The 21,605-nt window shown below is 70.4% G+C and carries 22 protein-coding genes and 3 tRNA genes; 21 read left to right on the top strand and 4 right to left on the bottom strand.

What is annotated here, in order from left to right:
• Positions 1-57 precede the first annotated feature (57 nt).
• The 3 genes from IG05_RS0122975 to IG05_RS0122985 all read left to right on the top strand — a co-directional run bounded on the left by IG05_RS0122975 (position 58) and on the right by IG05_RS0122985 (position 955).
• Positions 58-411 (top strand): DUF6233 domain-containing protein, encoded by a 354-nt coding sequence (locus tag IG05_RS0122975; protein WP_037814508.1) that lies wholly within the window; start codon positions 58-60, stop codon positions 409-411.
• A gap of 44 nt (positions 412-455) precedes the next feature.
• Positions 456-680, top strand: coding sequence for a hypothetical protein (locus tag IG05_RS0122980; RefSeq protein WP_030345359.1), 225 nt, complete (start codon positions 456-458; stop codon positions 678-680).
• A 62-nt stretch (positions 681-742) separates the two neighbouring features.
• Positions 743-955 (top strand): hypothetical protein, encoded by a 213-nt coding sequence (locus IG05_RS0122985; protein WP_030345361.1) that lies wholly within the window; start codon positions 743-745, stop codon positions 953-955.
• Positions 956-1,117: 162 nt separating this feature from the next.
• Here the strand turns inward: IG05_RS0122985 and IG05_RS0122990 are convergent, their stop codons facing one another.
• Both IG05_RS0122990 and IG05_RS0122995 read right to left on the bottom strand, forming a co-directional pair.
• On the bottom strand, positions 1,118-1,774 hold the full coding sequence (locus tag IG05_RS0122990; RefSeq protein ID WP_030345363.1) for an SDR family oxidoreductase: 657 nt from the start codon (positions 1,772-1,774) through the stop codon (positions 1,118-1,120).
• 249 nt (positions 1,775-2,023) lie between these two features.
• On the bottom strand, positions 2,024-3,289 hold the full coding sequence (locus tag IG05_RS0122995) for an amidohydrolase family protein (RefSeq protein WP_030345365.1): 1,266 nt from the start codon (positions 3,287-3,289) through the stop codon (positions 2,024-2,026).
• 419 nt (positions 3,290-3,708) lie between these two features.
• Here IG05_RS0122995 and IG05_RS0123000 point away from each other — a divergent pair.
• From IG05_RS0123000 to IG05_RS0123035, 8 genes are all read left to right on the top strand, one after another.
• Positions 3,709-3,781, top strand: a tRNA-Thr gene (locus IG05_RS0123000).
• A gap of 46 nt (positions 3,782-3,827) precedes the next feature.
• A tRNA-Met gene (locus IG05_RS0123005) sits at positions 3,828-3,900 on the top strand.
• Between the two features lie 90 nt (positions 3,901-3,990).
• On the top strand, positions 3,991-4,155 hold the full coding sequence (rpmG, locus tag IG05_RS0123010; protein ID WP_003948671.1) for a 50S ribosomal protein L33: 165 nt from the start codon (positions 3,991-3,993) through the stop codon (positions 4,153-4,155).
• A gap of 159 nt (positions 4,156-4,314) precedes the next feature.
• Positions 4,315-4,767, top strand: coding sequence for a MaoC family dehydratase N-terminal domain-containing protein (locus IG05_RS0123015; protein ID WP_030345368.1), 453 nt, complete (start codon positions 4,315-4,317; stop codon positions 4,765-4,767).
• Between the two features lie 7 nt (positions 4,768-4,774).
• Complete coding sequence (locus IG05_RS0123020) at positions 4,775-5,203, top strand: MaoC family dehydratase (protein ID WP_030345369.1); 429 nt, start codon at positions 4,775-4,777, stop codon at positions 5,201-5,203.
• Positions 5,204-5,313: 110 nt separating this feature from the next.
• A complete protein-coding gene (locus tag IG05_RS0123025; RefSeq protein ID WP_030345371.1) occupies positions 5,314-5,883 on the top strand; it encodes a TetR/AcrR family transcriptional regulator in 570 nt (189 codons plus the stop codon).
• Between the two features lie 83 nt (positions 5,884-5,966).
• Positions 5,967-7,427, top strand: coding sequence for a DHA2 family efflux MFS transporter permease subunit (locus IG05_RS0123030; protein WP_030345373.1), 1,461 nt, complete (start codon positions 5,967-5,969; stop codon positions 7,425-7,427).
• Positions 7,428-7,626: 199 nt separating this feature from the next.
• The gene (locus IG05_RS0123035; RefSeq protein WP_267883322.1) at positions 7,627-8,718 is read left to right on the top strand and encodes a UDP-N-acetylmuramate dehydrogenase; all 1,092 of its coding nucleotides are present in this window, start codon (positions 7,627-7,629) and stop codon (positions 8,716-8,718) included.
• 221 nt (positions 8,719-8,939) lie between these two features.
• Here the strand turns inward: IG05_RS0123035 and IG05_RS0123040 are convergent, their stop codons facing one another.
• A complete protein-coding gene (locus IG05_RS0123040) occupies positions 8,940-9,980 on the bottom strand; it encodes an adenosine deaminase (RefSeq protein WP_030345377.1) in 1,041 nt (346 codons plus the stop codon).
• A 126-nt stretch (positions 9,981-10,106) separates the two neighbouring features.
• Positions 10,107-11,333, bottom strand: coding sequence for a pyridoxal phosphate-dependent aminotransferase (locus IG05_RS0123045; RefSeq protein ID WP_030345380.1), 1,227 nt, complete (start codon positions 11,331-11,333; stop codon positions 10,107-10,109).
• 260 nt (positions 11,334-11,593) lie between these two features.
• Between IG05_RS0123045 and IG05_RS0123050 the strand changes: the two genes are divergently transcribed.
• From IG05_RS0123050 to rpoB, 10 genes are all read left to right on the top strand, one after another.
• Positions 11,594-11,666 (top strand) — tRNA-Trp (locus IG05_RS0123050).
• Between the two features lie 106 nt (positions 11,667-11,772).
• The gene (gene secE, locus IG05_RS0123055; protein WP_030345382.1) at positions 11,773-12,057 is read left to right on the top strand and encodes a preprotein translocase subunit SecE; all 285 of its coding nucleotides are present in this window, start codon (positions 11,773-11,775) and stop codon (positions 12,055-12,057) included.
• A gap of 80 nt (positions 12,058-12,137) precedes the next feature.
• Positions 12,138-13,016, top strand: coding sequence for a transcription termination/antitermination protein NusG (gene nusG / locus IG05_RS0123060; RefSeq protein WP_030345384.1), 879 nt, complete (start codon positions 12,138-12,140; stop codon positions 13,014-13,016).
• A gap of 92 nt (positions 13,017-13,108) precedes the next feature.
• Positions 13,109-13,492, top strand: a complete 384-nt coding sequence (locus tag IG05_RS43805; RefSeq protein ID WP_051790144.1) for a hypothetical protein — start codon at positions 13,109-13,111, stop codon at positions 13,490-13,492.
• Between the two features lie 133 nt (positions 13,493-13,625).
• Positions 13,626-14,060 (top strand): 50S ribosomal protein L11, encoded by a 435-nt coding sequence (rplK, locus tag IG05_RS0123070; RefSeq protein WP_030345386.1) that lies wholly within the window; start codon positions 13,626-13,628, stop codon positions 14,058-14,060.
• 106 nt (positions 14,061-14,166) lie between these two features.
• Entirely contained in the window at positions 14,167-14,892 is a 726-nt protein-coding gene (gene rplA, locus IG05_RS0123075; protein WP_030345387.1) for a 50S ribosomal protein L1, read from the top strand.
• A 164-nt stretch (positions 14,893-15,056) separates the two neighbouring features.
• Positions 15,057-15,974 (top strand): hypothetical protein, encoded by a 918-nt coding sequence (locus tag IG05_RS0123080; protein ID WP_030345389.1) that lies wholly within the window; start codon positions 15,057-15,059, stop codon positions 15,972-15,974.
• Between the two features lie 527 nt (positions 15,975-16,501).
• Entirely contained in the window at positions 16,502-17,032 is a 531-nt protein-coding gene (rplJ, locus tag IG05_RS0123085; protein WP_014674354.1) for a 50S ribosomal protein L10, read from the top strand.
• Between the two features lie 111 nt (positions 17,033-17,143).
• Positions 17,144-17,533, top strand: coding sequence for a 50S ribosomal protein L7/L12 (rplL, locus tag IG05_RS0123090; protein ID WP_030345391.1), 390 nt, complete (start codon positions 17,144-17,146; stop codon positions 17,531-17,533).
• Between the two features lie 549 nt (positions 17,534-18,082).
• Positions 18,083-21,568, top strand: coding sequence for a DNA-directed RNA polymerase subunit beta (gene rpoB, locus IG05_RS0123095; RefSeq protein WP_030345393.1), 3,486 nt, complete (start codon positions 18,083-18,085; stop codon positions 21,566-21,568).
• Positions 21,569-21,605: the final 37 nt, after the last annotated feature.

The following is a 21,605-nucleotide window of genomic DNA, read 5'->3' on the forward strand; positions in this document are numbered from 1 at the left end:
GTGCGGGACTGCGGGTGCGTGGTCGCGTTTCTCTGCTGGACCACTAGAATCGAACGTGTGAACGAAGACCGTCCGCTGACGCGCCTCGACATGCTGCGGTTCGCCCGCCGCGTCGTCGAACGCCAGGCTGCCCGGCAGCTTGCGTTGATGGACCGGTGGATCGCCGACGAGGAGCGTCGGGAGGCCGAGCGGCAGCGCCGTCTCGCCGTCCGGCAGGCAGCTCCGGAATGGGCGATCGAGCGGGGCCTGAACGGCCGCAGCGCGGTCTACGTCCACGTCGGCGGCTGTACGGGCGCCGGCGGGCGGGCGAAGGGCGTCGGCCGGGAGCAGGCGGTACGGGCCCTCACCGACCGAGGCGTCCCCGCGTGCCCGCTGTGCCGGCCGGACACCGCGCTGGGGATTCTCGAATGACCGGCCCGGGTGCGGGCCCGGCCGGTCCGGAAGATGCTGGAGCCATGGCCGGGAAACGTCCCATCGTCGTCCACCTGCCGTCCCCGACCGGCGGTCGCCGAGTGCGGGTGGACGGCGAGATCCTCGGCCTCGCCCACAACGTGCGGGACCTGGTGGAGTTCCTCCGCCGTGCGGGGCTGGAGATCGAACCCGAGGAAGTCGCCGACTCGCCGCTGATCGACTGGCGCGGAGTGGGCCCCGACCGCTGGGAGGCCGAGACCCGGACCTGACCGGCCGCCGCTCCCGCCCGGGCGCCTGCGCGCACACGGCCCGCCCCGGGCACACTGACGGCATGTCCTCCCGACGCAGAACCTGTCCCGTGTGCCGCCGCGAGATCGCCGTCGTCGCGGGCCGCTTCGCACGCCACGACCCGCCCGGCGCGCGGGGGAGCGGCGACCTCGTCTCCTGCGCCGGGTCGCGGCAGCCGGCGGAACTCGGAGCGGCACAGCCGTCCTTGGACGGCTACGCCGTACCGGACTTCCCCGGGCAGCTGCCGCTCTTCTGATCCCTGACGGGCGCCGGTCTGCCGGCTCCTGACGGACCGGCAGCGCGGCGGGCGGGGCGCGGTGCGGGAGCGTCCGACGCCCTGTCAGCGGGCCGGTCCGGGCAGGCGGGTGGTCCGGTTCGACAGGTCAACGACCGGCGGCCCGGCTCGGTTCCCGCCGGCTCAGTTCCCGGCCACCGACTTCACCGCGACCGACACCGGCGTCGAACCGCTGATCAGTTCCAGCGTGAGACCGGCCGTCGCCGGCGTGTCAACCAGCTCCGCGAGGACGGCCGCCACGTCGTCCCGGGGGACCGAGCCGCGCCCCGTGTGCGCCTCCAGCCGGACGAGACCGGTACCGGCGTCGTCCGTCAGCGCGCCCGGGCGCAGGATCGTCCAGTCCAGGGCGTCCTGCCGGGCGACGTACGCGTCGGCCTCGCCCTTGGCGCGCAGGTAGACGTCGAACACGTCGTCCCCCTGGTGCGCGGGATCCGCGGCCATCGAGGACACCACCAGGAAACGGCGCACACGCGCGCGTACGGCGGCGTCCGCGAACAACACCGCGGCGCCCCGGTCCACCGTGTCCTTGCGGGCCGTGCCGCTGCCCGGGCCCGCACCGGCCGCGAAGACCGCCGCGTCCGCGCCCTGCAGATGCGCCGCGACCCCCTCCACCGAGGCGGACTCCAGGTCGAGCAGGACCGGTTCGGCACCCGCCGCCCGAAGATCGTCGCCCTGTCCCGGGTGGCGGATGATGCCCGCCACCTCGTCCCCGCGCGCGGAGAGCAGACGCTCCAGCCGCAGCGCGATCTGACCATGACCACCAGCGATGACAATGCGCATGAATCCGACCGTACGCCCGCAGGACCGCATCCGCCGCACGAGTTAACCGGCGCAGGCAAGGACCCGGCATACCGGGCGCGTGCCTGTGTGGACGCCCTCTCGGTGACGCACCCGTCGTACACCCCGCTTCAGGCGCCCGGAGTGTGCCCCGGGAGCAGGTGCCGGCGTGCGCACGAGCCCGCACGCCCGGCCGCTCCTCCCGTAAGCGATCAGAGCAGCTCCCGCGCCCCGCCCAGCCCAGCCCAGCCCTCAGGACAGCTCTCCGCGCCCCTGCCGCGGCAGCCCCAGTTCCGCTGCCGCCGCCGAGTTGCAGTACTCGCGTACCGCGCTCGTACGGGCCACCACGCGCCCCCGGTGCACCACGATCCGGCTGTACGCCAGGGACAGCGCGCCGGCCAGATGGTCACCGCGTACGGCCAGCAACTCGGCCGGGAAGCCCGCCTCCACGCGGACCTCCGGCAGCCCCAGCACCGCGCGGGAGGACGCGCACACGGCGTCGTAGGCGTCCTCCGGGCGCAGCCCGTGGGCGGAGGCGAGGAGGTAGGCGGCCTCCAAGGGGTCGCCGCGGCCCACGGGGTTCGAGACGTCGCGCAGGGCGCCGCTGCCGGCCGCCACCCGCACCCCGGCCGCGCGCAGCAGCCGTACCGGTGCCGCGCCGCGCCGGTCGGCGCCGCCGCAGCCGCCCTGGGGCAGGCAGACCACCGTCACGCCGGCCGCCGCCAGCTGGTCGGCGACGCGGGCGGCGGCCTCGGCGGGCAGGCGCGCGAGGCCGGCGCACGGTCCGATCGTCACGCCCGGGCGCAGGCCCCCCGCCATGGCCGCGAGCCGGGACAGCCGGGCCGGGTCCGCGGCGTCCGTGTGCAGGTCCACCGGGCAGCCGTGCTCGGAGGCCACCTCCAGGACGGCCTCCACGTAGCCCGTGGGATCGGGGTCCAGGTCGGGGCAGCCGCCCACCACCGAGGCGCCCATCTTCACCGCGTCCCGCAGCACCACCAGCCCGTCGGCGCCGGCCACCCCGGTCAGCAGCCGGGGCATCGCCACCGTCGTCAGCTCCGCCAGCCCCCGCAGCGACCGCCGCGCCTGGAGCACCGCGCCCAGCGCGCCGAGGCCCTGGACGTCCCCCACGCGCACGTGCGCGCGGAGCGCCGTCGCCCCGTGCCCGAGCTGCAGCAGGGCCGCCTCCGTCGCCCGGCGCTGCACGTCCTCGGGGGCGTACGACGCCGGGCCGGGGCGCTCGGCGGACAGCGCGGTGTCGCCGTGGGCGTGCGGTTCGGCCGGGGCCGGCAGCAGCAGGTAGCCGCTCAGGTCCACGCGCGTGACGCCCTTGCGGCCCGGGCCCGGGGTGAGACTGCCGGTCGTACCGACCGCCTCGATGCGCCCTCCGCCCAGCCGTACGTCCACGGTCCGGCCGTCGGTGAGCCGCGCCCCGCAGAGCAGGAGGGCGGCGGGATCAGACGATCCCGAAGGCCCCGACGAGTCCGACGGCGGGTGCGGCTGCGGCTGGCTGTCGGGCATCGCGCTCCAGGGTGGGGCCGGGGGCTCGGGTGGGCTGGCGTGAGGGATCGGGGCCGTGGCCGACCCATGATCACGCAGAGTGAGACGAGCCTAGGGTGGCGAACCGCGCAGGGCGCGCAGGAGCGCAATAGTCGTACCGGCGTGGCCCGCCCCTGGCGGTATGCGGCTCGCCCACGCGCGTGACGGACCGTCGTACCGGTGTGGCCCACCCTCGGCGGTACGCGGGTGTCCGCGCGCGTGACGGACCCCGGACCCGGTGGCGCGCACGTGTACGTGTACGTGTGCGCGCGCAGATCGGCGTCCGGCGGGGACGCGGGGGCCTCCGGGCGCGGCCGGGAAGCCTGCGACGAGGGGTGCGGCCGGCGGCGGGATACGGATTTGGGTGAACGGCGGCAGACCGTGTAATGTCTTCATCGCTCGCCCCAATAGCTCAGTCGGCAGAGCGTCTCCATGGTAAGGAGAAGGTCAACGGTTCGATTCCGTTTTGGGGCTCTGGTGTGAGAGGTTCCCGTCGCGAGGCGGGAATCGATCTCATCAAAGCGGTGTAGCTCAGTCGGTAGAGCAAGCGGCTCATAATCGCTGTGTCACCGGTTCAAGTCCGGTCACCGCTACTGACAGTAGCCGATTGCGGGGTCGGTCCTTCGATCGGCTACTCTTTCTTGCGTTGAATTAGTCCATCCGTTCGTCTTAGGAGCACTCACGTGGCTGCCACCGACGTCCGCCCGAAGATCACGCTGGCCTGCGTGGAGTGCAAGGAGCGGAACTACATCACCAAGAAGAACCGGCGTAACAACCCGGATCGTCTGGAGATGAAGAAGCACTGCCCGCGTTGCAACGCGCACACCGCGCACCGCGAAACGCGATAAATCAGGCTCGTCCGTGAGGCCGTCCCCTTCCGAGGGGGCGGCCTCACGGCGTTTTCCGCGGCCCGGCGCCCACGGCGCCCCACCGGCCCCGTGCGCATTCCATGACCGGTTTCCCGCTAATTTGGGGCCATCACAGCAGAGATCAGGAGGTGCCGGGCCATGGCGCTCGACCAGTCCTTCGTGGGACGGACCTACCCGCCCACCGCGCCCTATGAGGTGGGCCGGGAGAAGATCCGCGAGTTCGCCGAGGCGGTGGGCGAGACCAACCCGGTGTACACGGACCCCGAGGCCGCCAAGGCGTTCGGCCACCCCGATGTGATCGCACCGCCGACCTTCGTGTTCTCCATCACCTTCCGGGCCGCCGGAGAGGTCGTCCAGGACCCGCAGCTCGGGCTGGACTACAGCCGCGTGGTGCACGGCGACCAGAAGTTCGCCTACGCCCGGCCGGTGCGCGCCGGCGACCGGCTGACGGTCACGTCCACGATCGAGGGCATCAAGTCGCTCGCGGGCAACGACATCCTGGACATCCGCGGTGAGGTGCACGACGAGGCCGGCGAGCACGTCGTGACCGCCTGGACCAAGCTCGTGGCCCGCGCGGCCGAGGAGGCGTGAGGACCCGATGACGGCGAAGATCGCGTACGACGACGTCGAGGTCGGCACCGAGCTGCCGGCCCGGACCTTCCCCGTGACCCGCGCCACGCTGGTGCGCTACGCGGGCGCCTCCGGGGACTTCAACCCCATCCACTGGAACGAGAAGTTCGCCAAGGAGGTGGGCCTGCCGGACGTCATCGCGCACGGCATGTTCACCATGGCGGAGGCGATCCGCGTGGTCACCGACTGGACCGGGGACCCGGGCGCGGTCGTGGAGTACGGGGTCCGCTTCACCAGGCCCGTCGTGGTCCCGAACGACGACCAGGGCGCCCTGATCGAGGTCAGCGGCAAGGTGGCGGCCAAGCTGGACGACAACACCGTGCGGGTGGACCTGACGGCCATGAGCGGCGGCCAGAAGGTGCTGGGCATGTCCCGGGCGGTCGTACGGCTCGCCTGACGGCCGTGAGGCGGCGGTAAGGGGCGTCCTCCATGGGGAGGCGCCCCTTACGCGTACCACGCCGGCCGGCGCGCTTGACCAAGTTAGTGATTGAGTACTAACTTACCCGCATGCCCAGGATGAGCGCAGAGGAGCGGCGCGAGAGCGTGATCCAGGCCGCGACCGCCGAGTTCGCACGCGGCGGATACCACGGCACCTCCACGGAGGCGATCGCCAAGCGGGTCGGAGTCTCGCAGCCGTACCTGTTCCGGCTCTTCCCGGGCAAGAAGGCGATCTTCCTCGCGGTGGCCGAACGCTGCGTGGAGGACACCATCCGGACGTTCGAGGAGGCCTCCGAGGGGCTGCGGGGCGAAGAGGCCCTGCATGCCATGGCGAACGCGTACACCAAGGTCATCGCGGAGCGGCCCGAGCGGCTGCTGATGCAGATGCAGATGTACGTCGCCGTGGCGGCGGCCGAGGTGGAGGGCGACCGCGAGTTCGGGGAGAAGGTCCGGGCCGGCTGGATGCGGCTGTGGGACACCGTGCACCTGCCGCTCGGCGCGGACACCAACGAGACCACCGTCTTCATGGCGTACGGCATGCTCATCAACTGCCTGGTCGCCATGGGTTTTCCGCCTGAGCACCGGGTGTGGGAGGGCCTGTACCCGTCGGCCCGCCTGGATGGGCGCCTGGAGAAGTGAAGCGACCGGGGAAGGCGGCGCCTTTTCCTGGCCGCAAAAGTTAGTCATTGATAACTAACTACTGATCACCCACTGGGGGAGCGATGTCACAGGACACAGCAGCACCGGATACCACCACATCCCGCGCGCGGGCGGTGTGGGCACTCGTCATCACCAGCGTCGCCGGCTTCATGGCGGCCCTGGACAACCTCGTCGTCACCACCGCCCTGCCCTCCATCCGCGAGGACCTCGGCGGCGCGCTGGACGACCTGGAGTGGACCGTGAGCGCCTACACGCTCACCTTCGCCGTCCTGCTGATGTTCGGCGCCGCGCTCGGCGACCGCTTCGGCCGCCGCCGGCTCTTCATCGCCGGACTCGCCGTGTTCACCGGCGCCTCCGCCGCCGCGGCCATGGCACCGGGCATCGGCTCCCTGATCGCCGCCCGAGCCGTCCAGGGCGTCGGCGCGGCCGTGATGATGCCGCTCACGCTGACCCTGCTGACCGCGGCCGTACCCGCCGCCCGGCGCGGCACGGTGTACGGCATCTGGGGCGCCGTCAACGGGCTCGCCGTCGCCTCCGGGCCGCTCATCGGCGGCAGCCTCACCGAGCACGTCTCCTGGCACTGGATCTTCTGGCTGAACGTCCCGCTCGGTCTCGCCGCGCTGCCGCTCGCCCGGCTGCGCCTCGCCGAGTCCTACGGCGCCGGCGCCCGGCTCGACATACCCGGCACGCTGCTGGCCAGCGGCGGGCTCTTCGGGATCGTGTACGGCCTGGTCCGCGGCCCCGCCGACGGCTGGACCGACCCCGTGGTGCTCACCGCGCTGACCGCGGGCGGAGCGCTGCTGGCGGGCTTCGTCGGCTACAGCTCCCGCGCGGCCGCCCCGATGCTGCCGATGCGGCTGTTCCGCTCCCGGGCCTTCTCCGGCATCAACGCGGCCAGCCTGCTGATGTTCGTCGGCATGTTCGGCTCGATCTTCCTGCTCAGCCAGTACATGCAGGGCGTCCTCGGCTACTCGCCCACCGAGGCGGGGCTGCGGATGCTGCCGTGGACCGGCATGCCGATGCTCGTGGCGCCCGTCGCCGGGATCCTCTCCGACCGGATCGGCGGCCGACCGGTCGTCGCCGCGGGCCTGTTCCTGCAGGCGGCCGGCCTCGGCTACATGGCCTGGGTGGCCACCGCCGACGCCTCCTACGCCGTGCAGCTGCCCGCCCTGATCATCAGCGGGATCGGCATGGCCCTGTACTTCGCACCGGCCGCCAACCTGGTCATGTCCAGCGTCCGCCCGCAGGAACAGGGCATCGCCTCCGGCGCGAACAACGCGCTGCGCGAGGTGGGCGGTGCGCTCGGCATCGCGGTCATGTCGTCGATCTTCTCGGCACAGGGCGGCTACGAGTCCGCTCAGAGCTTCGTCGACGGGCTGCGGCCGGCCCTGGTCACCGGCTCGGCGGTGGTCGCCCTCGCCGCGGTCGCGGCCCTGGCGATTCCCGCCCGCCGCGGCGCCGGGCACCCCGCCGCGGCGGCGGAGCAGGGCCTCGCGCCGGTCCTCGAAACCTCCTCCCGCTGATCCCGCCCCGGCAGACCTGCCACAGCCGGCCGCCGGCACCGCACACGCGCGCGTGGACCGTCGATTCCTCCGACGGTCCACCCGCGCGTGCGTGCTTTTCTCGGCGAGTCGGCGAGTCGGCGAGTCAGCGCCTGTGCGCGTCTGCGCGGCTCACGCGTCGACGCCCGGCCGGTGCGGCCCGGCTCGTGCGGGCGCGGGGCTGTCGGAGGCGTCTCGTAGTCTTGGGCGCGTGCAGGTACTCCACGACGCCCCCCTTGCCCCGCTGACCACCTTCCGGCTGGGCGGCCCCGCGACCCGGCTGGTGACCGCCACGACCGACGCCGAGGTGATCGCCGCCGTCCGCGAGGCCGACGACAGCGGTACGCCGTTGCTGGTCATCGGCGGGGGATCGAACCTGGTCATCGGCGACAAGGGCTTCGACGGCACCGCCCTGCGCATCGCCACGCGCGGGGTGGAACTGCGCGGCGCGGCCCTGGAGCTGGCGGCCGGCGAGGTGTGGACCGACGCCGTCGCCCGCACCGTGGAGGCCGGGCTCGCCGGGATCGAGTGCCTGGCCGGCATCCCCGGATCCGCGGGCGCCACGCCGATCCAGAACGTCGGCGCCTACGGCCAGGAGGTCTCCTCGACGATCACGGAGGTGATCGCGTACGACCGGCGGGCCGGCGAGACCGTCACGCTGACGAACGAGGAGTGCGCCTTCTCGTACCGGCACAGCCGCTTCAAGGCCGACCCCGAGCGCTACGTCGTGCTCCGGGTCCGCTTCGAGCTGGAGGACGCGGGCGGGCTGTCCGCGCCGGTCAAGTACGCCGAGGCGGCCCGCGCGCTGGGTGTGGAGCCCGGCGACCGGGTGCCGCTGGCCGACGCGCGCGAGACCGTGCTGAAGCTGCGGGCCGGCAAGGGCATGGTGCTGGACGCCGAGGACCACGACACCTGGTCGGCCGGGTCCTTCTTCACCAACCCGATCCTCACCGAGGAGCAGTTCGCCGCGTTCCACGCGCGTGTGCGCGAGCGGCTGGGCGACGGCGTCGAGCCGCCCGCCTACCCGGCGGGGGAGGGCCGCAGGAAGACCTCCGCGGCCTGGCTGATCGACAAGGCGGGCTTCACCAAGGGCTACGGCAGCGGCCCCGCCCGTATCTCCACCAAGCACACCCTCGCCCTCACCAACCGGGGCGGCGCCACCACCGAGGACCTGCTGGACCTGGCCCGCGAGGTGGTCGCCGGGGTCCGCGAGGCCTTCGGGATCACGCTGGTCAACGAGCCGGTGACGGTGGGCGTGAGCCTCCGGCCGTAGCACGGGCCGGCCCGCCGGCCCGGCCCGCGGCCGGCCGGGCGGGCGGCCTGCTCAGTAGGCCACCCCGACCCCCTGCTTCACGGTCTCCCCGGCGTCGATCACCGACAGCGGCGAACGCCCGCCCGTGGACGCGTTCGCAACCCGGCTCGTCAGGACCCTGCTGGGCGGAATCTCCGTGGCCGGCCGGCCCTGAGGGCCGCCACCGCGCGGCCGGGGGCCGTTCAGGCCGGCGGGCGGGCCAGCCAGTCGTCCACGCCGGCCAGCAGCCGCGCCTTGGCCTCCTCCGGGGCGGCCGAACCGCGCACCGACTGCCGGGCCAGCTCCGCCAGCTCGGCGTCCGTGAAGCCGTGCGCGCTGCGGGCGATCTCGTACTGGGCGGCCAGCCGGGAGCCGAACAGCAGCGGGTCGTCGGCGCCGAGGGCCATCGGGACGCCCGCCTCGAAGAGCGTGCGCAGCGGGACGTCCTCCGGCTTCTCGTACACACCGAGCGCCACGTTCGAGGCCGGGCACACCTCGCAGGTCACACCCCGGTCGGCCAGCCGCCGCAGCAGCCGCGGGTCCTCGGCCGCGCGCACCCCGTGCCCGATCCGCGTGGCGTGCAGGTCGTCCAGGCAGTCCCGGACCGACGCCGGGCCGGTCAGCTCGCCGCCGTGCGGTGCCGACAGCAGACCGCCCTCCCGCGCGATGTGGAACGCCCGGTCGAAGTCGCGGGCCATGCCCCGCCGCTCGTCGTTGGAGAGCCCGAAGCCGACCACACCCCGGTCCGCGTACCGCACCGCCAGCCGGGCCAGCGTGCGCGCGTCCAGCGGGTGCTTCATCCGGTTCGCGGCGACCAGCACCCGCATGCCGAGACCGGTCTCCCGGGACGTCGTCTCCACCGCGTCCAGGATGATCTCCAGGGCTGGGATCAGACCGCCCAGCCGGGGCGCGTACGACGTCGGGTCGACCTGGATCTCCAGCCAGCCCGAGCCGTCCCTCAGGTCCTCCTCGGCGGCCTCCCGGACCAGGCGCCGGATGTCCTCCGGTTCGCGCAGGCAGGAGCGGGCCGCGTCGTACAGCCGCTGGAAGCGGAACCAGCCCCGTTCGTCCGTGGCCCGCAGTCTCGGCGGTTCCCCGCTGGTCAGGGCCTCCGTCAGCGCGTCGGGCAGACGGACGCCGTGCTTGTCGGCCAGTTCCAGGACCGTCGCCGGCCGCATCGAGCCGGTGAAGTGCAGGTGCAGATGGGCTTTCGGCAGCTCAGAGAGATCACGTACACGCTCCATTCCCAGATCCTGCCGTACGCCACCGCCGTCCCGGTAGCCGTTTCCCCTTACGTGGTCTTGCCCGCACACAGGAGCGGGCCGTCTCCCCGGGGGAAACGGCCCGCACGCGCGCGTGGACGCCGGGAACTAGTCCCGCGCCTCCGCCAGCAGCTTCTGCATCCGGCTCACGCCCTCGACGAGGTCCTCGTCGCCGAGCGCGTACGACAGCCGCAGGTAGCCCGGCGTGCCGAAGGCCTCGCCCGGGACGACCGCGACCTCGGCCTCCTCCAGGATCAGCGCGGCCAGCTCCACGGTGTCCTGCGGGCGCCTGCCGCGGATCTCCTTGCCGAGCAGCGCCTTCACCGAGGGGTAGGCGTAGAAGGCGCCCTCGGGCTCCGGGCAGACCACGCCGTCGATCTCGTTGAGCATGCGCACGATGGTCTTGCGGCGCCGGTCGAAGGCCTCGCGCATCGTCGCCACGGCCTCCAGGCCGCCGGAGACGGCGGCCAGCGCGGCCACCTGGGCGACGTTGGAGACGTTCGACGTGGCGTGCGACTGGAGGTTGGTCGCGGCCTTGACGACGTCCTTCGGGCCGATGACCCAGCCCACCCGCCAGCCGGTCATGGCGTACGTCTTCGCCACACCGTTGACCACGATGCACTTGTCCCGCAGCTCGGGCAGCAGCGCCGGCAGGGACACCGAGACGGCGTCGCCGTAGACGAGGTGCTCGTAGATCTCGTCGGTGAGCACCCACAGGCCGTGCTCGACGGCCCAGCGGCCGATCGCCTCGGTCTCGGCCTCGGAGTACACCGCGCCGGTCGGGTTGGACGGGGAGACGAAGAGGACGACCTTCGTCTTCTCCGTGCGGGCCGCCTCCAGCTGCTCCACCGAGACCCGGTAGCCGGTCGTCTCGTCGGCGACGACCTCGACCGGGACACCGCCGGCCAGACGGATCGACTCCGGGTACGTCGTCCAGTACGGCGCCGGGACGATGACCTCGTCGCCCGGGTCGAGGATCGCGGCGAAGGCCTCGTAGATGGCCTGCTTGCCGCCGTTGGTGACGAGGATCTGGGAGACGTCCGGCTCCCAGCCGGAGTCGCGCAGCGTCTTCGCGGCGATGGCGGCCTTCAGCTCGGGCAGGCCGCCGGCCGGGGTGTAGCGGTGGTACTTGGGGTTCTTGCAGGCCTCGACGGCCGCCTCGACGATGTAGTCCGGGGTCGGGAAGTCGGGCTCACCGGCGCCGAAGCCGATCACCGGACGCCCGGCGGCCTTCAGGGCCTTGGCCTTGGCGTCCACGGCGAGGGTGGCGGACTCGGAGATCGCGCCGACTCGGGCGGAGACCCGGCGCTCGGTGGGAGGGGTTGCAGCGCTCATGCGGCCCATCGTTCCAGACCGCAAATGCGCCCGGCACACTGGTTTCACAGACTGAACAGGAAGGGTCGAGGCGTGAACAGGGGTCCGAATCCGGCCCCCGGCCAGGACGATCTTTGGCCACACGGTCCCGGACGGCCGCTTTCTGTTCGACGCCGGGGCGAGGACCACGTACACTCTCACCTCGTTGGCCTTCAGCAGCCGCGGCCGGGCCGGTGCACACCGAGCACCCGGTCGGATGCGGTACGTTGGGGGACACACAAAGGGTCGTAGCTCAATTGGTAGAGCACCGGTCTCCAAAACCGGCGGTTGGGGGTTCAAGTCCCTCCGGCCCTGCTACACACACCGCCAGGATGTGTGCGCATGTACGTACAGCAATGCACCGCCGTGCGGCTCAGAAACCGGGCGCGGCACGGCCACGACCCGGGACCAGGTGAGGACTATGACGGACGCCGTGGGCTCCATCGACACGCCTGATGCCCAGGACGAGGTGCCCGAGTCCAAGAAGGTCCGCAAGGGCGGCAAGCGTGCCAAGAAGGGCCCGCTCAAGCGCCTGGCCACCTTCTACCGCCAGATCATCGCGGAACTCCGCAAGGTCGTCTGGCCGACGCGCAACCAGCTGACCTCGTACACCACCGTGGTGATCTTCTTCGTCGTCATCATGATCGCCCTGGTGACCGTGATTGACTATGGGCTCAACCACGCGGCCAAGTACGTCTTCGGCTGAGCCAAGAGCGAAGGGCGCCGTGGCACCGGCGCCCGTTTTCGCATGTTCCACCCCTATGTATCCAGGAAGAAGCAGCCATCGTGTCTGACCCGAACCTGAACGACGACGCCACCGAGCCCCGCGGGCTGGCTGCCGAGACGGTGGATGACGAGCTCGACATCGTCGAGGGCGCGGACGAGCAGGACGAGTTCGAGGCTGCCGAGGCCGAGGCGGGTGAGCCGGCCGAGGAGGCCGCCCTGCACGTCGAGGACGCCGAGGACGAGGACGAAGAGGCCGACGAGGACGCCGCCGAGGCCGACGAGGACGGCGAGGAGGCCGCCGAGGAGGAGCCGGCCGCCCCGGTGGACCCGGTCCAGGCCCTGCGCGAGGAACTGCGGACCCTGCCCGGCGAGTGGTACGTCATCCACACCTACGCCGGCTACGAGAACCGCGTGAAGACCAACCTGGAGCAGCGCGCCGTCTCGCTGAACGTCGAGGACTACATCTTCCAGGCCGAGGTGCCGCAGGAAGAGGTCGTCCAGATCAAGAACGGCGACCGCAAGACGATCAAGCAGAACAAGCTGCCGGGTTACGTCCTGGTCCGCATGGACCTGACCAACGAGTCCTGGGGCGTCGTCCGCAACACCCCGGGTGTCACCGGCTTCGTCGGCAACGCCTACGACCCGTACCCGCTGACCCTGGACGAGATCGTCAAGATGCTCGCCCCGGAGGCCGAGGAGAAGGCCGCCCGCGAGGCCGCCGAGGCCGAGGGCAAGCCCGCCCCGCAGCGCAAGGTCGAGGTCCAGGTCCTGGACTTCGAGGTCGGCGACTCGGTCACCGTCACCGACGGCCCGTTCGCCACGCTCCAGGCGACCATCAACGAGATCAACCCCGACTCCAAGAAGGTCAAGGGCCTGGTCGAGATCTTCGGCCGCGAGACCCCGGTCGAGCTGTCCTTCGACCAGATCCAGAAGAACTGATCACTTCCGCCGAGAGCGCCCCGCCGGTCAGCACCGGGCCGGGGCGCTCTCGCCGTGTACGGCCCGCCGCGCTCGGCGCCGGGGCCGCGCTGGTGCTGCTGGCGGCGGTGTACGCCCTGTGTCTCCCGGCGGCCCGGCTGCGGAGCGAACTGCGGGACGCGGAGCCGGCCACGGCCACCTTCCACGGCGGTACGTGCGTCCTCGGCCGGTGCGGTGTCACCTTCCCGCTCGCGGGCGAGGAGGTGACGGCCGCCCTCCCGCTCGGCACGCGCGCGCGTGGGCACGCCGAAGGTGACACCGTGGAGGTACGGCACGCGCCCGGGGACCCGCGGCGAGTCGTGCTGGCCGAGGACACCGGGCGCGGGACCGTGGCCGCGCTGCTCGCCGTACCGGGCGCGGCGACCCTGATCACCCTGTGGGCCGCGGGCGCGTACCTGCGCGACCGACGGTCCAGAGGTCCCGCGCAGGCCGTCTGACCAGGGCGATTACATGTCTGGTGGGAACAGCGGCTATCGTGGTGCGGTATGCCATCTGTGTGATCTTGCCCCCATGGGTGCAGGTCCAAGGCACGGATGGCAATCAACCTCTCAGTAAGGACCCGGAGAGAGCATGCCTCCCAAGAAGAAGAAGGTCACGGGGCTCATCAAGCTCCAGATCCAGGCCGGCGCCGCCAACCCGGCTCCGCCGGTCGGCCCGGCGCTGGGTCAGCACGGCGTCAACATCATGGAGTTCTGCAAGGCCTACAACGCCGCGACCGAGTCGCAGCGCGGTTGGGTCATCCCGGTGGAGATCACGGTCTACGAGGACCGTTCCTTCACCTTCATCACCAAGACGCCGCCGGCCGCGAAGATGATTCTCAAGGCCGCGGGCATCGAGAAGGGCTCCGGCGAGCCGCACAAGACCAAGGTCGCCAAGATCACCGAGGCGCAGGTCCGCGAGATCGCCCAGACCAAGATGCCCGACCTGAACGCGAACGACCTGGACGCCGCCGCGAAGATCATCGCCGGTACCGCGCGTTCCATGGGCGTCACGGTCGAGGGCTGAACCCCACCTCCGTAAGTCATGCGGCTGCCAGGGATACGCAGCCGCACGTGGCAGGGCCTGCTCGGCCCAGTGACCACGACTCCTTTCAGAACACACAGGAGCAGTTGTGAGCAAGCGCAGCAAGGCTCTCCGCGCTGCGGACGCCAAGGTCGACCGGGAGAAGCTGTACGCCCCGCTCGAGGCCGTCCGTCTCGCCAAGGAGACCTCCACGACCAAGTTCGACTCCACCGTCGAGGTCGCCTTCCGTCTGGGTGTCGACCCGCGCAAGGCCGACCAGATGGTCCGTGGCACCGTGAACCTTCCGCACGGCACCGGTAAGACCGCCCGGGTCCTGGTCTTCGCGACCGGCGACCGTGCCGAGGCCGCGCGTGCCGCGGGCGCCGACATCGTCGGCGCCGACGAGCTGATCGACGAGGTGGCGAAGGGCCGTCTGGACTTCGACGCCGTCGTCGCCACCCCGGACCTCATGGGCAAGGTCGGCCGCCTCGGCCGCGTCCTCGGCCCGCGTGGTCTGATGCCGAACCCGAAGACCGGCACCGTCACCCCCGACGTCGCCAAGGCCGTCACCGAGATCAAGGGCGGCAAGATCGAGTTCCGCGTCGACAAGCACTCGAACCTGCACTTCATCATCGGCAAGGCGTCCTTCGACGACGCCAAGCTGGTGGAGAACTACGGCGCCGCGCTGGAGGAGATCCTCCGTCTGAAGCCGTCCGCCGCCAAGGGTCGCTACATCAAGAAGGCCGCGGTCAGCACCACCATGGGCCCCGGCATCCCGGTCGACCCGAACCGCACCCGCAACCTCCTCGTCGAGGAGGACCCGGCCGCCGTCTGAGCCTGAGGCTCGGAGCGGGCAGCCGCGTCACGGACGCGTAAAAAGGGCGGGCCCTGGAACCTGATCGGTTCCGGGCCCGTCCTTTTTCCGTACGACCTTTCGGACGACTGTCAGTGGCCTGGGTTACGGTGCAGGCACGGGACACGCAATTGGGGTGGGATGAGATGAACAGCACTACCGTGCGCAAGGCGGGCCTTTCCATAGCGGTCGTTGCCGCACTGACCGGGGTGGCCGCTTGCGGCTCCTCCGACTCCGGCAAGGACGGCGGCAAGGCGGCCGGCAAGACGGTGACGCACGTCAGCCCCATCGCGGCCCTGCGCTCCGCCGAGAAGTCCACCGACAAGGCCGACTCGGCCCGGGTGCGCTCCACCACCTCCGTCGGCGACCTCATGTCGATGACCGCGAACGGCGCCCTCACCTGGGGCGACGGCCTCAAGGGCAACCTCACCATCACGTACACCGGCGGCCAGATGGCCGAGATGATGAAGAAGGCCGGCACCGCGTCGATGGAGGCCCGGTACCTGCCGGACGCCTACTACGCGCACATGAGCGACACCTTCGCCCGGCAGGCGGGCGGCGGCAAGCACTGGGTCAAGTACTCCTACGCCGACCTCGCCAAGCTCGGCGGCGCGTCCGGCTCGTACATGAAGGACCAGATCCAGAACGCCACGCCGAACCAGTCCGTGAAGCTGCTGCTGGCCTCCGGCGACGTCAAGAAGGTCGGCGAGGAGACGGTCTCCGGCGTGCACACCACGCGCTACTCCGGCACGGTGAACGTCGCCGACCTGGCCGGCAAGACCAGCAACCTGAGCGCCGAGCAGCTCTCCGCGCTGAAGAAGCAGCTCACCCAGGCCGGCGTCACCACCGAGACCGTGGACGTCTGGATCAACGACCAGGACCTGCTGGTCAAGAAGTCCGAGAAGGCGAACACGTCCAACGGCGCCATGACCAGCACGACGTACTACACCGACTACGGCACGAAGGTCGCCGCCGAGGCGCCGCCGGCGAGCGACACCAAGGACTTCGCCGACATGATGAAGTCCGGCGGCCTCGCGTCCGGCGGCACGGGCACCAGCTCCTGACGTTCCAGGGGGAAGCGCCGTGGAGCCCGGCTACGGCCTGGAGCGGCCCGAGGGCCCCCGGCCGGGCTCGGCGGCGGTGAGCGGCCGGGTGCGCCGCCCGGGCCGCCACAGGGCGCCGTACGACTGCGGGCAGCGGCCCGCAGTCGCCCCCGGTGCAGTGGGCCCGCAGCCGTACCCCGTGCATGCAGCGGCCCACAGCCGGGCCCGTTGTAGCGGGTCCGCAGCCGGGCCCACTGCCGTGAAACGGGTCGATTTGCTCGCGGGAGCCCCCGTCCCGTAGTCTCTTGCCGAAGCCAAAGACCGCTGGTCGTTGCCGTGCTCTCGAACGAGGGTGCGGTGGCCGAAGGATCCGCTGAAAAGTGGGCGACCCGCGCAGGTGACTGTGGAAGAACTCCCGGAGTGCGCGCGCCGAGCGCGTGTGCGGCCGGTCGAGTCCGCCCCGTGCGCCTGCGCCGGGGCGTTTCGTTTTACCCAGTCCTCCTTCGGGTCCGCGCGGTCCGAATCACCCGGAAGGAGGCCGAGGCTCTATGGCGAGGCCCGACAAGGCTGCCGCGGTTGCGGAGCTGACGGACAAGTTCCGCAGCTCCAACGCCGCCGTGCTGACCGAGTACCGCGGTCTCACCGTGGCGCAGCTCAAGACGCTGCGCCGGTCGCTCGGTGAGAACGCCCAGTACGCCGTGGTGAAGAACACGCTGACCAAGATTGCGGCCAAGGAGGCCGGGATCACGCTGGAGGACCAGCTCTTCGCTGGCCCGACGGCCGTCGCCTTCGTCACCGGTGACCCGGTGGAGTCGGCGAAGGGTCTGCGTGACTTCGCCAAGGACAACCCCAATCTCGTCATCAAGGGCGGTGTCCTGGAGGGCAAGGCCCTCTCCGCCGACGAGATCAAGAAGCTTGCGGACCTTGAGTCCCGCGAGGTTCTGCTCAGCAAGCTGGCCGGTGCCTTCAAGGCGAAGCAGTCCCAGGCTGCCTCCGTCTTCCAGGCTCTGCCGTCGAAGCTCGTCCGCACCGTGGACGCGCTGCGCGCCAAGCAGGCCGAGCAGGGCGGTGCCGAGTAATTCGGCTCGCTTTCTGACCCGCACCAACGGCGCGGGTCGCAGCGGGCCGACGTACGCCCGCCTTACCCAGTACATCCGGCACCTGCCGATTTGAGTGGAAGGACCGCCATCATGGCGAAGCTCAGCCAGGAAGACCTGCTCGCCCAGTTCGAGGAGATGACCCTCATCGAGCTCTCCGAGTTCGTGAAGGCCTTCGAGGAGAAGTTCGACGTCACCGCCGCCGCTGCCGCGCCGGTCGTCGTCGCCGGTGGTGCCGCTGGTGGCGCCGCCGCCGAGGCCGAGGAGGAGAAGGACGAGTTCGACGTCATCCTCACCGGCGCCGGCGAGAAGAAGATCCAGGTCATCAAGGTCGTGCGTGAGCTGACCTCGCTGGGTCTGAAGGAGGCCAAGGACCTCGTCGACGGCACCCCGAAGCCGGTCCTGGAGAAGGTCAACAAGGAGCAGGCCGACAAGGCCGCCGAGGCCCTCAAGGGCGCCGGCGCCTCGGTCGAGGTCAAGTAAGACCTTCGCGACCGCAGGAACGGCCCGCTAGGGCTGTAACGCGAACGCACCGAAGGGCGATCATCCATCCGGGTGGTCGCCCTTCGGCGTTCCCCGGGGTCCGGCTGGGCCGCCTTGCACCTCTGTTCGTGAGGGGTAAGGTGATCTTCGTCGTGTCTGACGAAACTCCGGTTCCGGCAAGGAACCCTTGACGAACCGCACGCAGCGCGCAATTCTCAGGACGCGTCGTCACAAGGATCCGAATCCGAGGCATGGATCGACGACGAAGAGGGCAGTATCAACGTGCGTTGAGGGCAGGTATGCCGAGGGCGTTGAAGAGGGCGTTGAGGGCAACGAGGGTCTTTGAGAACCCGCACTGGACATCAGTGTGCCAAGTGGCTACACTGACCCTTTGCGCTGCCTGTTAGCTGTCCCCTGCCCGTCACCAGGGGTCTGCCCTCACTTGAGCACAGTCGACCGAAGCCCCCCTGACCTGGGGTCTCCGTCTCTGTGTACGGGAGAGGGACCGGTACGCGCGTAGTGAGTCCGAGCCCTCGGAAGGACCCCCTCTTGGCCGCCTCGCGCACTGCCTCGACCGCGAATACGAACAACGGCGCCAGCACCGCCCCGCTGCGCATCTCCTTTGCAAAGATCAAGGAGCCCCTCGAGGTTCCGAACCTGCTCGCGCTGCAGACCGAGAGCTTTGACTGGCTGCTCGGCAACACCGCTTGGCAGAGTCGGGTCGAGGAGGCCCTTGAGAACGGTCAGGACGTCCCCACCAAGTCCGGTCTGGAGGAGATCTTCGAGGAGATCTCGCCGATCGAGGACTTCTCCGGGTCGATGTCCCTGACCTTCCGGGACCACCGCTTCGAGCCGCCGAAGAACTCCATCGACGAGTGCAAGGAGCGCGACTTCACGTACGCCGCCCCGCTCTTCGTCACCGCCGAGTTCACCAACAACGAGACCGGTGAGATCAAGTCCCAGACGGTCTTCATGGGCGACTTCCCGCTCATGACGAACAAGGGCACCTTTGTCATCAACGGCACCGAGCGTGTCGTGGTGTCTCAGCTGGTCCGTTCCCCCGGTGTCTACTTCGATTCCTCGATCGACAAGACGTCCGACAAGGACATCTTCTCCGCCAAGATCATCCCGTCCCGGGGTGCCTGGCTGGAGATGGAGATCGACAAGCGCGACATGGTCGGTGTCCGTATCGACCGCAAGCGCAAGCAGTCGGTCACCGTGCTGCTGAAGGCGCTCGGCTGGACGACCGAGCAGATCCTTGAGGAGTTCGGCGACTACGAGTCGATGCGCGCCACCCTGGAGAAGGACCACACCCAGGGCCAGGACGACGCGCTGCTCGACATCTACCGCAAGCTGCGTCCGGGCGAGCCCCCCACGCGTGAGGCCGCGCAGACGCTGCTGGAGAACCTTTACTTCAACCCCAAGCGCTACGACCTCGCCAAGGTCGGCCGCTACAAGGTCAACAAGAAGCTGGGTACGGACACCCCGCTGGACGCGGGCATCCTGACCGTCGAGGACATCATCTCGACGATCAAGTACCTGGTGAAGCTGCACGCCGGCGAGACCGAGACGACCGGTGACAACGGCGACACGGTCGTCGTCGAGACCGACGACATCGACCACTTCGGCAACCGTCGTCTGCGCAGCGTCGGCGAGCTCATCCAGAACCAGGTCCGTACGGGTCTGGCGCGTATGGAGCGTGTCGTCCGCGAGCGCATGACGACCCAGGACGTCGAGGCGATCACGCCGCAGACCCTGATCAACATCCGGCCGGTCGTCGCCTCCATCAAGGAGTTCTTCGGCACCAGCCAGCTGTCGCAGTTCATGGACCAGAACAACCCGCTGTCGGGTCTCACCCACAAGCGCCGCCTGTCGGCTCTTGGCCCGGGTGGTCTCTCCCGTGAGCGGGCCGGCTTCGAGGTCCGTGACGTGCACCCGTCGCACTACGGCCGTATGTGCCCGATCGAGACGCCGGAAGGCCCGAACATCGGTCTGATCGGCTCGCTCGCCTCCTACGGCCGGGTCAACGCGTTCGGCTTCGTCGAGACCCCGTACCGCAAGGTCATCGACGGCCAGGTCACCGACGAGGTGGACTACCTGACCGCCGACGAGGAGGACCGCTTCGTCATCGCGCAGGCCAACGCGCCGCTGACGGACGACCTCCGGTTCGAGGAGAGCCGCGTGCTCGTCCGCCGCCGTGGCGGCGAGGTCGACTACGTCGGCCCCGAGGACGTGGACTACATGGACGTCTCGCCGCGCCAGATGGTGTCGGTCGCGACCGCCATGATCCCCTTCCTTGAGCACGACGACGCCAACCGTGCCCTCATGGGCGCGAACATGATGCGCCAGGCCGTTCCGCTGATTAAGTCGGAGGCCCCGCTCGTCGGTACCGGCATGGAGTACCGCTCCGCCGTCGACGCCGGCGACGTCGTCAAGGCCGAGAAGGCCGGTGTGGTCCAGGAGGTCTCCGCGGACTACATCACCACCGCCAACGACGACGGCACCTACATCACGTACCGCCTGGCCAAGTTCGCCCGCTCCAACCAGGGCACCTCGGTCAACCAGAAGGTCATCGTCAACGAGGGCGACCACGTCATCGAGGGCCAGGTCCTCGCCGACGGCCCGGCCACCCAGAACGGCGAGATGGCCCTCGGCAAGAACCTGCTCGTGGCGTTCATGCCGTGGGAGGGTCACAACTACGAGGACGCGATCATCCTGTCGCAGCGCCTCGTGCAGGACGACGTCCTCTCCTCGATCCACATCGAGGAGCACGAGGTCGACGCCCGTGACACCAAGCTCGGCCCCGAGGAGATCACCCGGGACATCCCGAACGTCTCCGAGGAGGTCCTCGCCGACCTCGACGAGCGCGGCATCATCCGTATCGGTGCCGAGGTCGTCGCCGGCGACATCCTCGTCGGCAAGGTCACGCCCAAGGGTGAGACCGAGCTGACCCCGGAGGAGCGCCTGCTCCGCGCGATCTTCGGTGAGAAGGCGCGCGAGGTGCGCGACACCTCGCTGAAGGTGCCGCACGGTGAGATCGGCAAGGTCATCGGCGTTCGCGTCTTCGACCGCGAAGAGGGCGACGAGCTGCCGCCGGGCGTGAACCAGCTGGTCCGCGTCTACGTCGCGCAGAAGCGCAAGATCACCGATGGTGACAAGCTCGCCGGCCGGCACGGCAACAAGGGTGTCATCTCCAAGATCCTGCCGATCGAGGACATGCCGTTCCTGGAGGACGGCACCCCGGTCGACATCATCCTGAACCCGCTGGGTGTGCCGTCCCGAATGAACCCGGGACAGGTCCTGGAGATCCACCTCGGCTGGCTCGCCAGCCGCGGCTGGGACGTCTCCGGCCTCGCCGACGAGTGGGCCCAGCGCCTGCAGGTCATCGGCGCCGACCAGGTCGCCCCCGGCACCAACGTCGCCACCCCGGTGTTCGACGGTGCGCGGGAGGACGAGCTGGCGGGTCTGCTGCAGCACACCATCCCGAACCGGGACGGCGAGCGCATGGTGCTCCCGACCGGTAAGGCGCGGCTGTTCGACGGCCGTAGCGGTGAGCCGTTCCCGGACCCGATCTCGGTCGGCTACATGTACATCCTGAAGCTGCACCACCTGGTCGACGACAAGCTGCACGCCCGGTCGACCGGCCCGTACTCGATGATCACCCAGCAGCCGCTGGGTGGTAAGGCCCAGTTCGGTGGCCAGCGGTTCGGTGAGATGGAGGTGTGGGCCCTTGAGGCCTACGGCGCCGCGTACGCCCTCCAGGAGCTGCTGACCATCAAGTCCGACGACGTCACCGGCCGTGTGAAGGTCTACGAGGCCATCGTCAAGGGCGAGAACATCCCCGAGCCTGGCATCCCCGAGTCCTTCAAGGTGCTCATCAAGGAGATGCAGTCGCTCTGCCTGAACGTGGAGGTGCTGTCCAGCGACGGTATGTCCATCGAGATGCGCGACACCGACGAGGACGTCTTCCGCGCTGCGGAGGAGCTCGGCATCGACCTGTCCCGGCGCGAGCCGAGCAGCGTCGAAGAGGTCTGACGGGAGTCCGGCGGGGCCCTCACCCACAGGGCCCCGC

The sequence above is a fragment of the Streptomyces sp. NRRL S-1022 genome (assembly GCF_000720135.1).
In the GTDB taxonomy this organism is placed as follows: domain Bacteria; phylum Actinomycetota; class Actinomycetes; order Streptomycetales; family Streptomycetaceae; genus Streptomyces.

What these genes read in the sequence shown, in the direction of transcription:
- IG05_RS0122980 (WP_030345359.1), top strand. Translation starts at nt 456, where the DNA reads ATGGCCGGGAAACGTCCCATCGTCGTCCACCTGCCGTCCCCGACCGGC.
- IG05_RS0122985 (WP_030345361.1), top strand. Translation starts at nt 743, where the DNA reads ATGTCCTCCCGACGCAGAACCTGTCCCGTGTGCCGCCGCGAGATCGCC.
- IG05_RS0122990 (WP_030345363.1), bottom strand. Translation starts at nt 1,774, where the DNA reads ATGCGCATTGTCATCGCTGGTGGTCATGGTCAGATCGCGCTGCGGCTG.
- IG05_RS0122995 (WP_030345365.1), bottom strand. Translation starts at nt 3,289, where the DNA reads ATGCCCGACAGCCAGCCGCAGCCGCACCCGCCGTCGGACTCGTCGGGG.
- IG05_RS0123015 (WP_030345368.1), top strand. Translation starts at nt 4,315, where the DNA reads ATGGCGCTCGACCAGTCCTTCGTGGGACGGACCTACCCGCCCACCGCG.
- IG05_RS0123020 (WP_030345369.1), top strand. Translation starts at nt 4,775, where the DNA reads ATGACGGCGAAGATCGCGTACGACGACGTCGAGGTCGGCACCGAGCTG.
- IG05_RS0123025 (WP_030345371.1), top strand. Translation starts at nt 5,314, where the DNA reads ATGCCCAGGATGAGCGCAGAGGAGCGGCGCGAGAGCGTGATCCAGGCC.
- IG05_RS0123030 (WP_030345373.1), top strand. Translation starts at nt 5,967, where the DNA reads ATGTCACAGGACACAGCAGCACCGGATACCACCACATCCCGCGCGCGG.
- IG05_RS0123040 (WP_030345377.1), bottom strand. Translation starts at nt 9,980, where the DNA reads ATGGAGCGTGTACGTGATCTCTCTGAGCTGCCGAAAGCCCATCTGCAC.
- IG05_RS0123045 (WP_030345380.1), bottom strand. Translation starts at nt 11,333, where the DNA reads ATGAGCGCTGCAACCCCTCCCACCGAGCGCCGGGTCTCCGCCCGAGTC.
- secE (WP_030345382.1), top strand. Translation starts at nt 11,773, where the DNA reads ATGACGGACGCCGTGGGCTCCATCGACACGCCTGATGCCCAGGACGAG.
- rplK (WP_030345386.1), top strand. Translation starts at nt 13,626, where the DNA reads ATGCCTCCCAAGAAGAAGAAGGTCACGGGGCTCATCAAGCTCCAGATC.
- IG05_RS0123080 (WP_030345389.1), top strand. Translation starts at nt 15,057, where the DNA reads ATGAACAGCACTACCGTGCGCAAGGCGGGCCTTTCCATAGCGGTCGTT.
- rplJ (WP_014674354.1), top strand. Translation starts at nt 16,502, where the DNA reads ATGGCGAGGCCCGACAAGGCTGCCGCGGTTGCGGAGCTGACGGACAAG.
- rplL (WP_030345391.1), top strand. Translation starts at nt 17,144, where the DNA reads ATGGCGAAGCTCAGCCAGGAAGACCTGCTCGCCCAGTTCGAGGAGATG.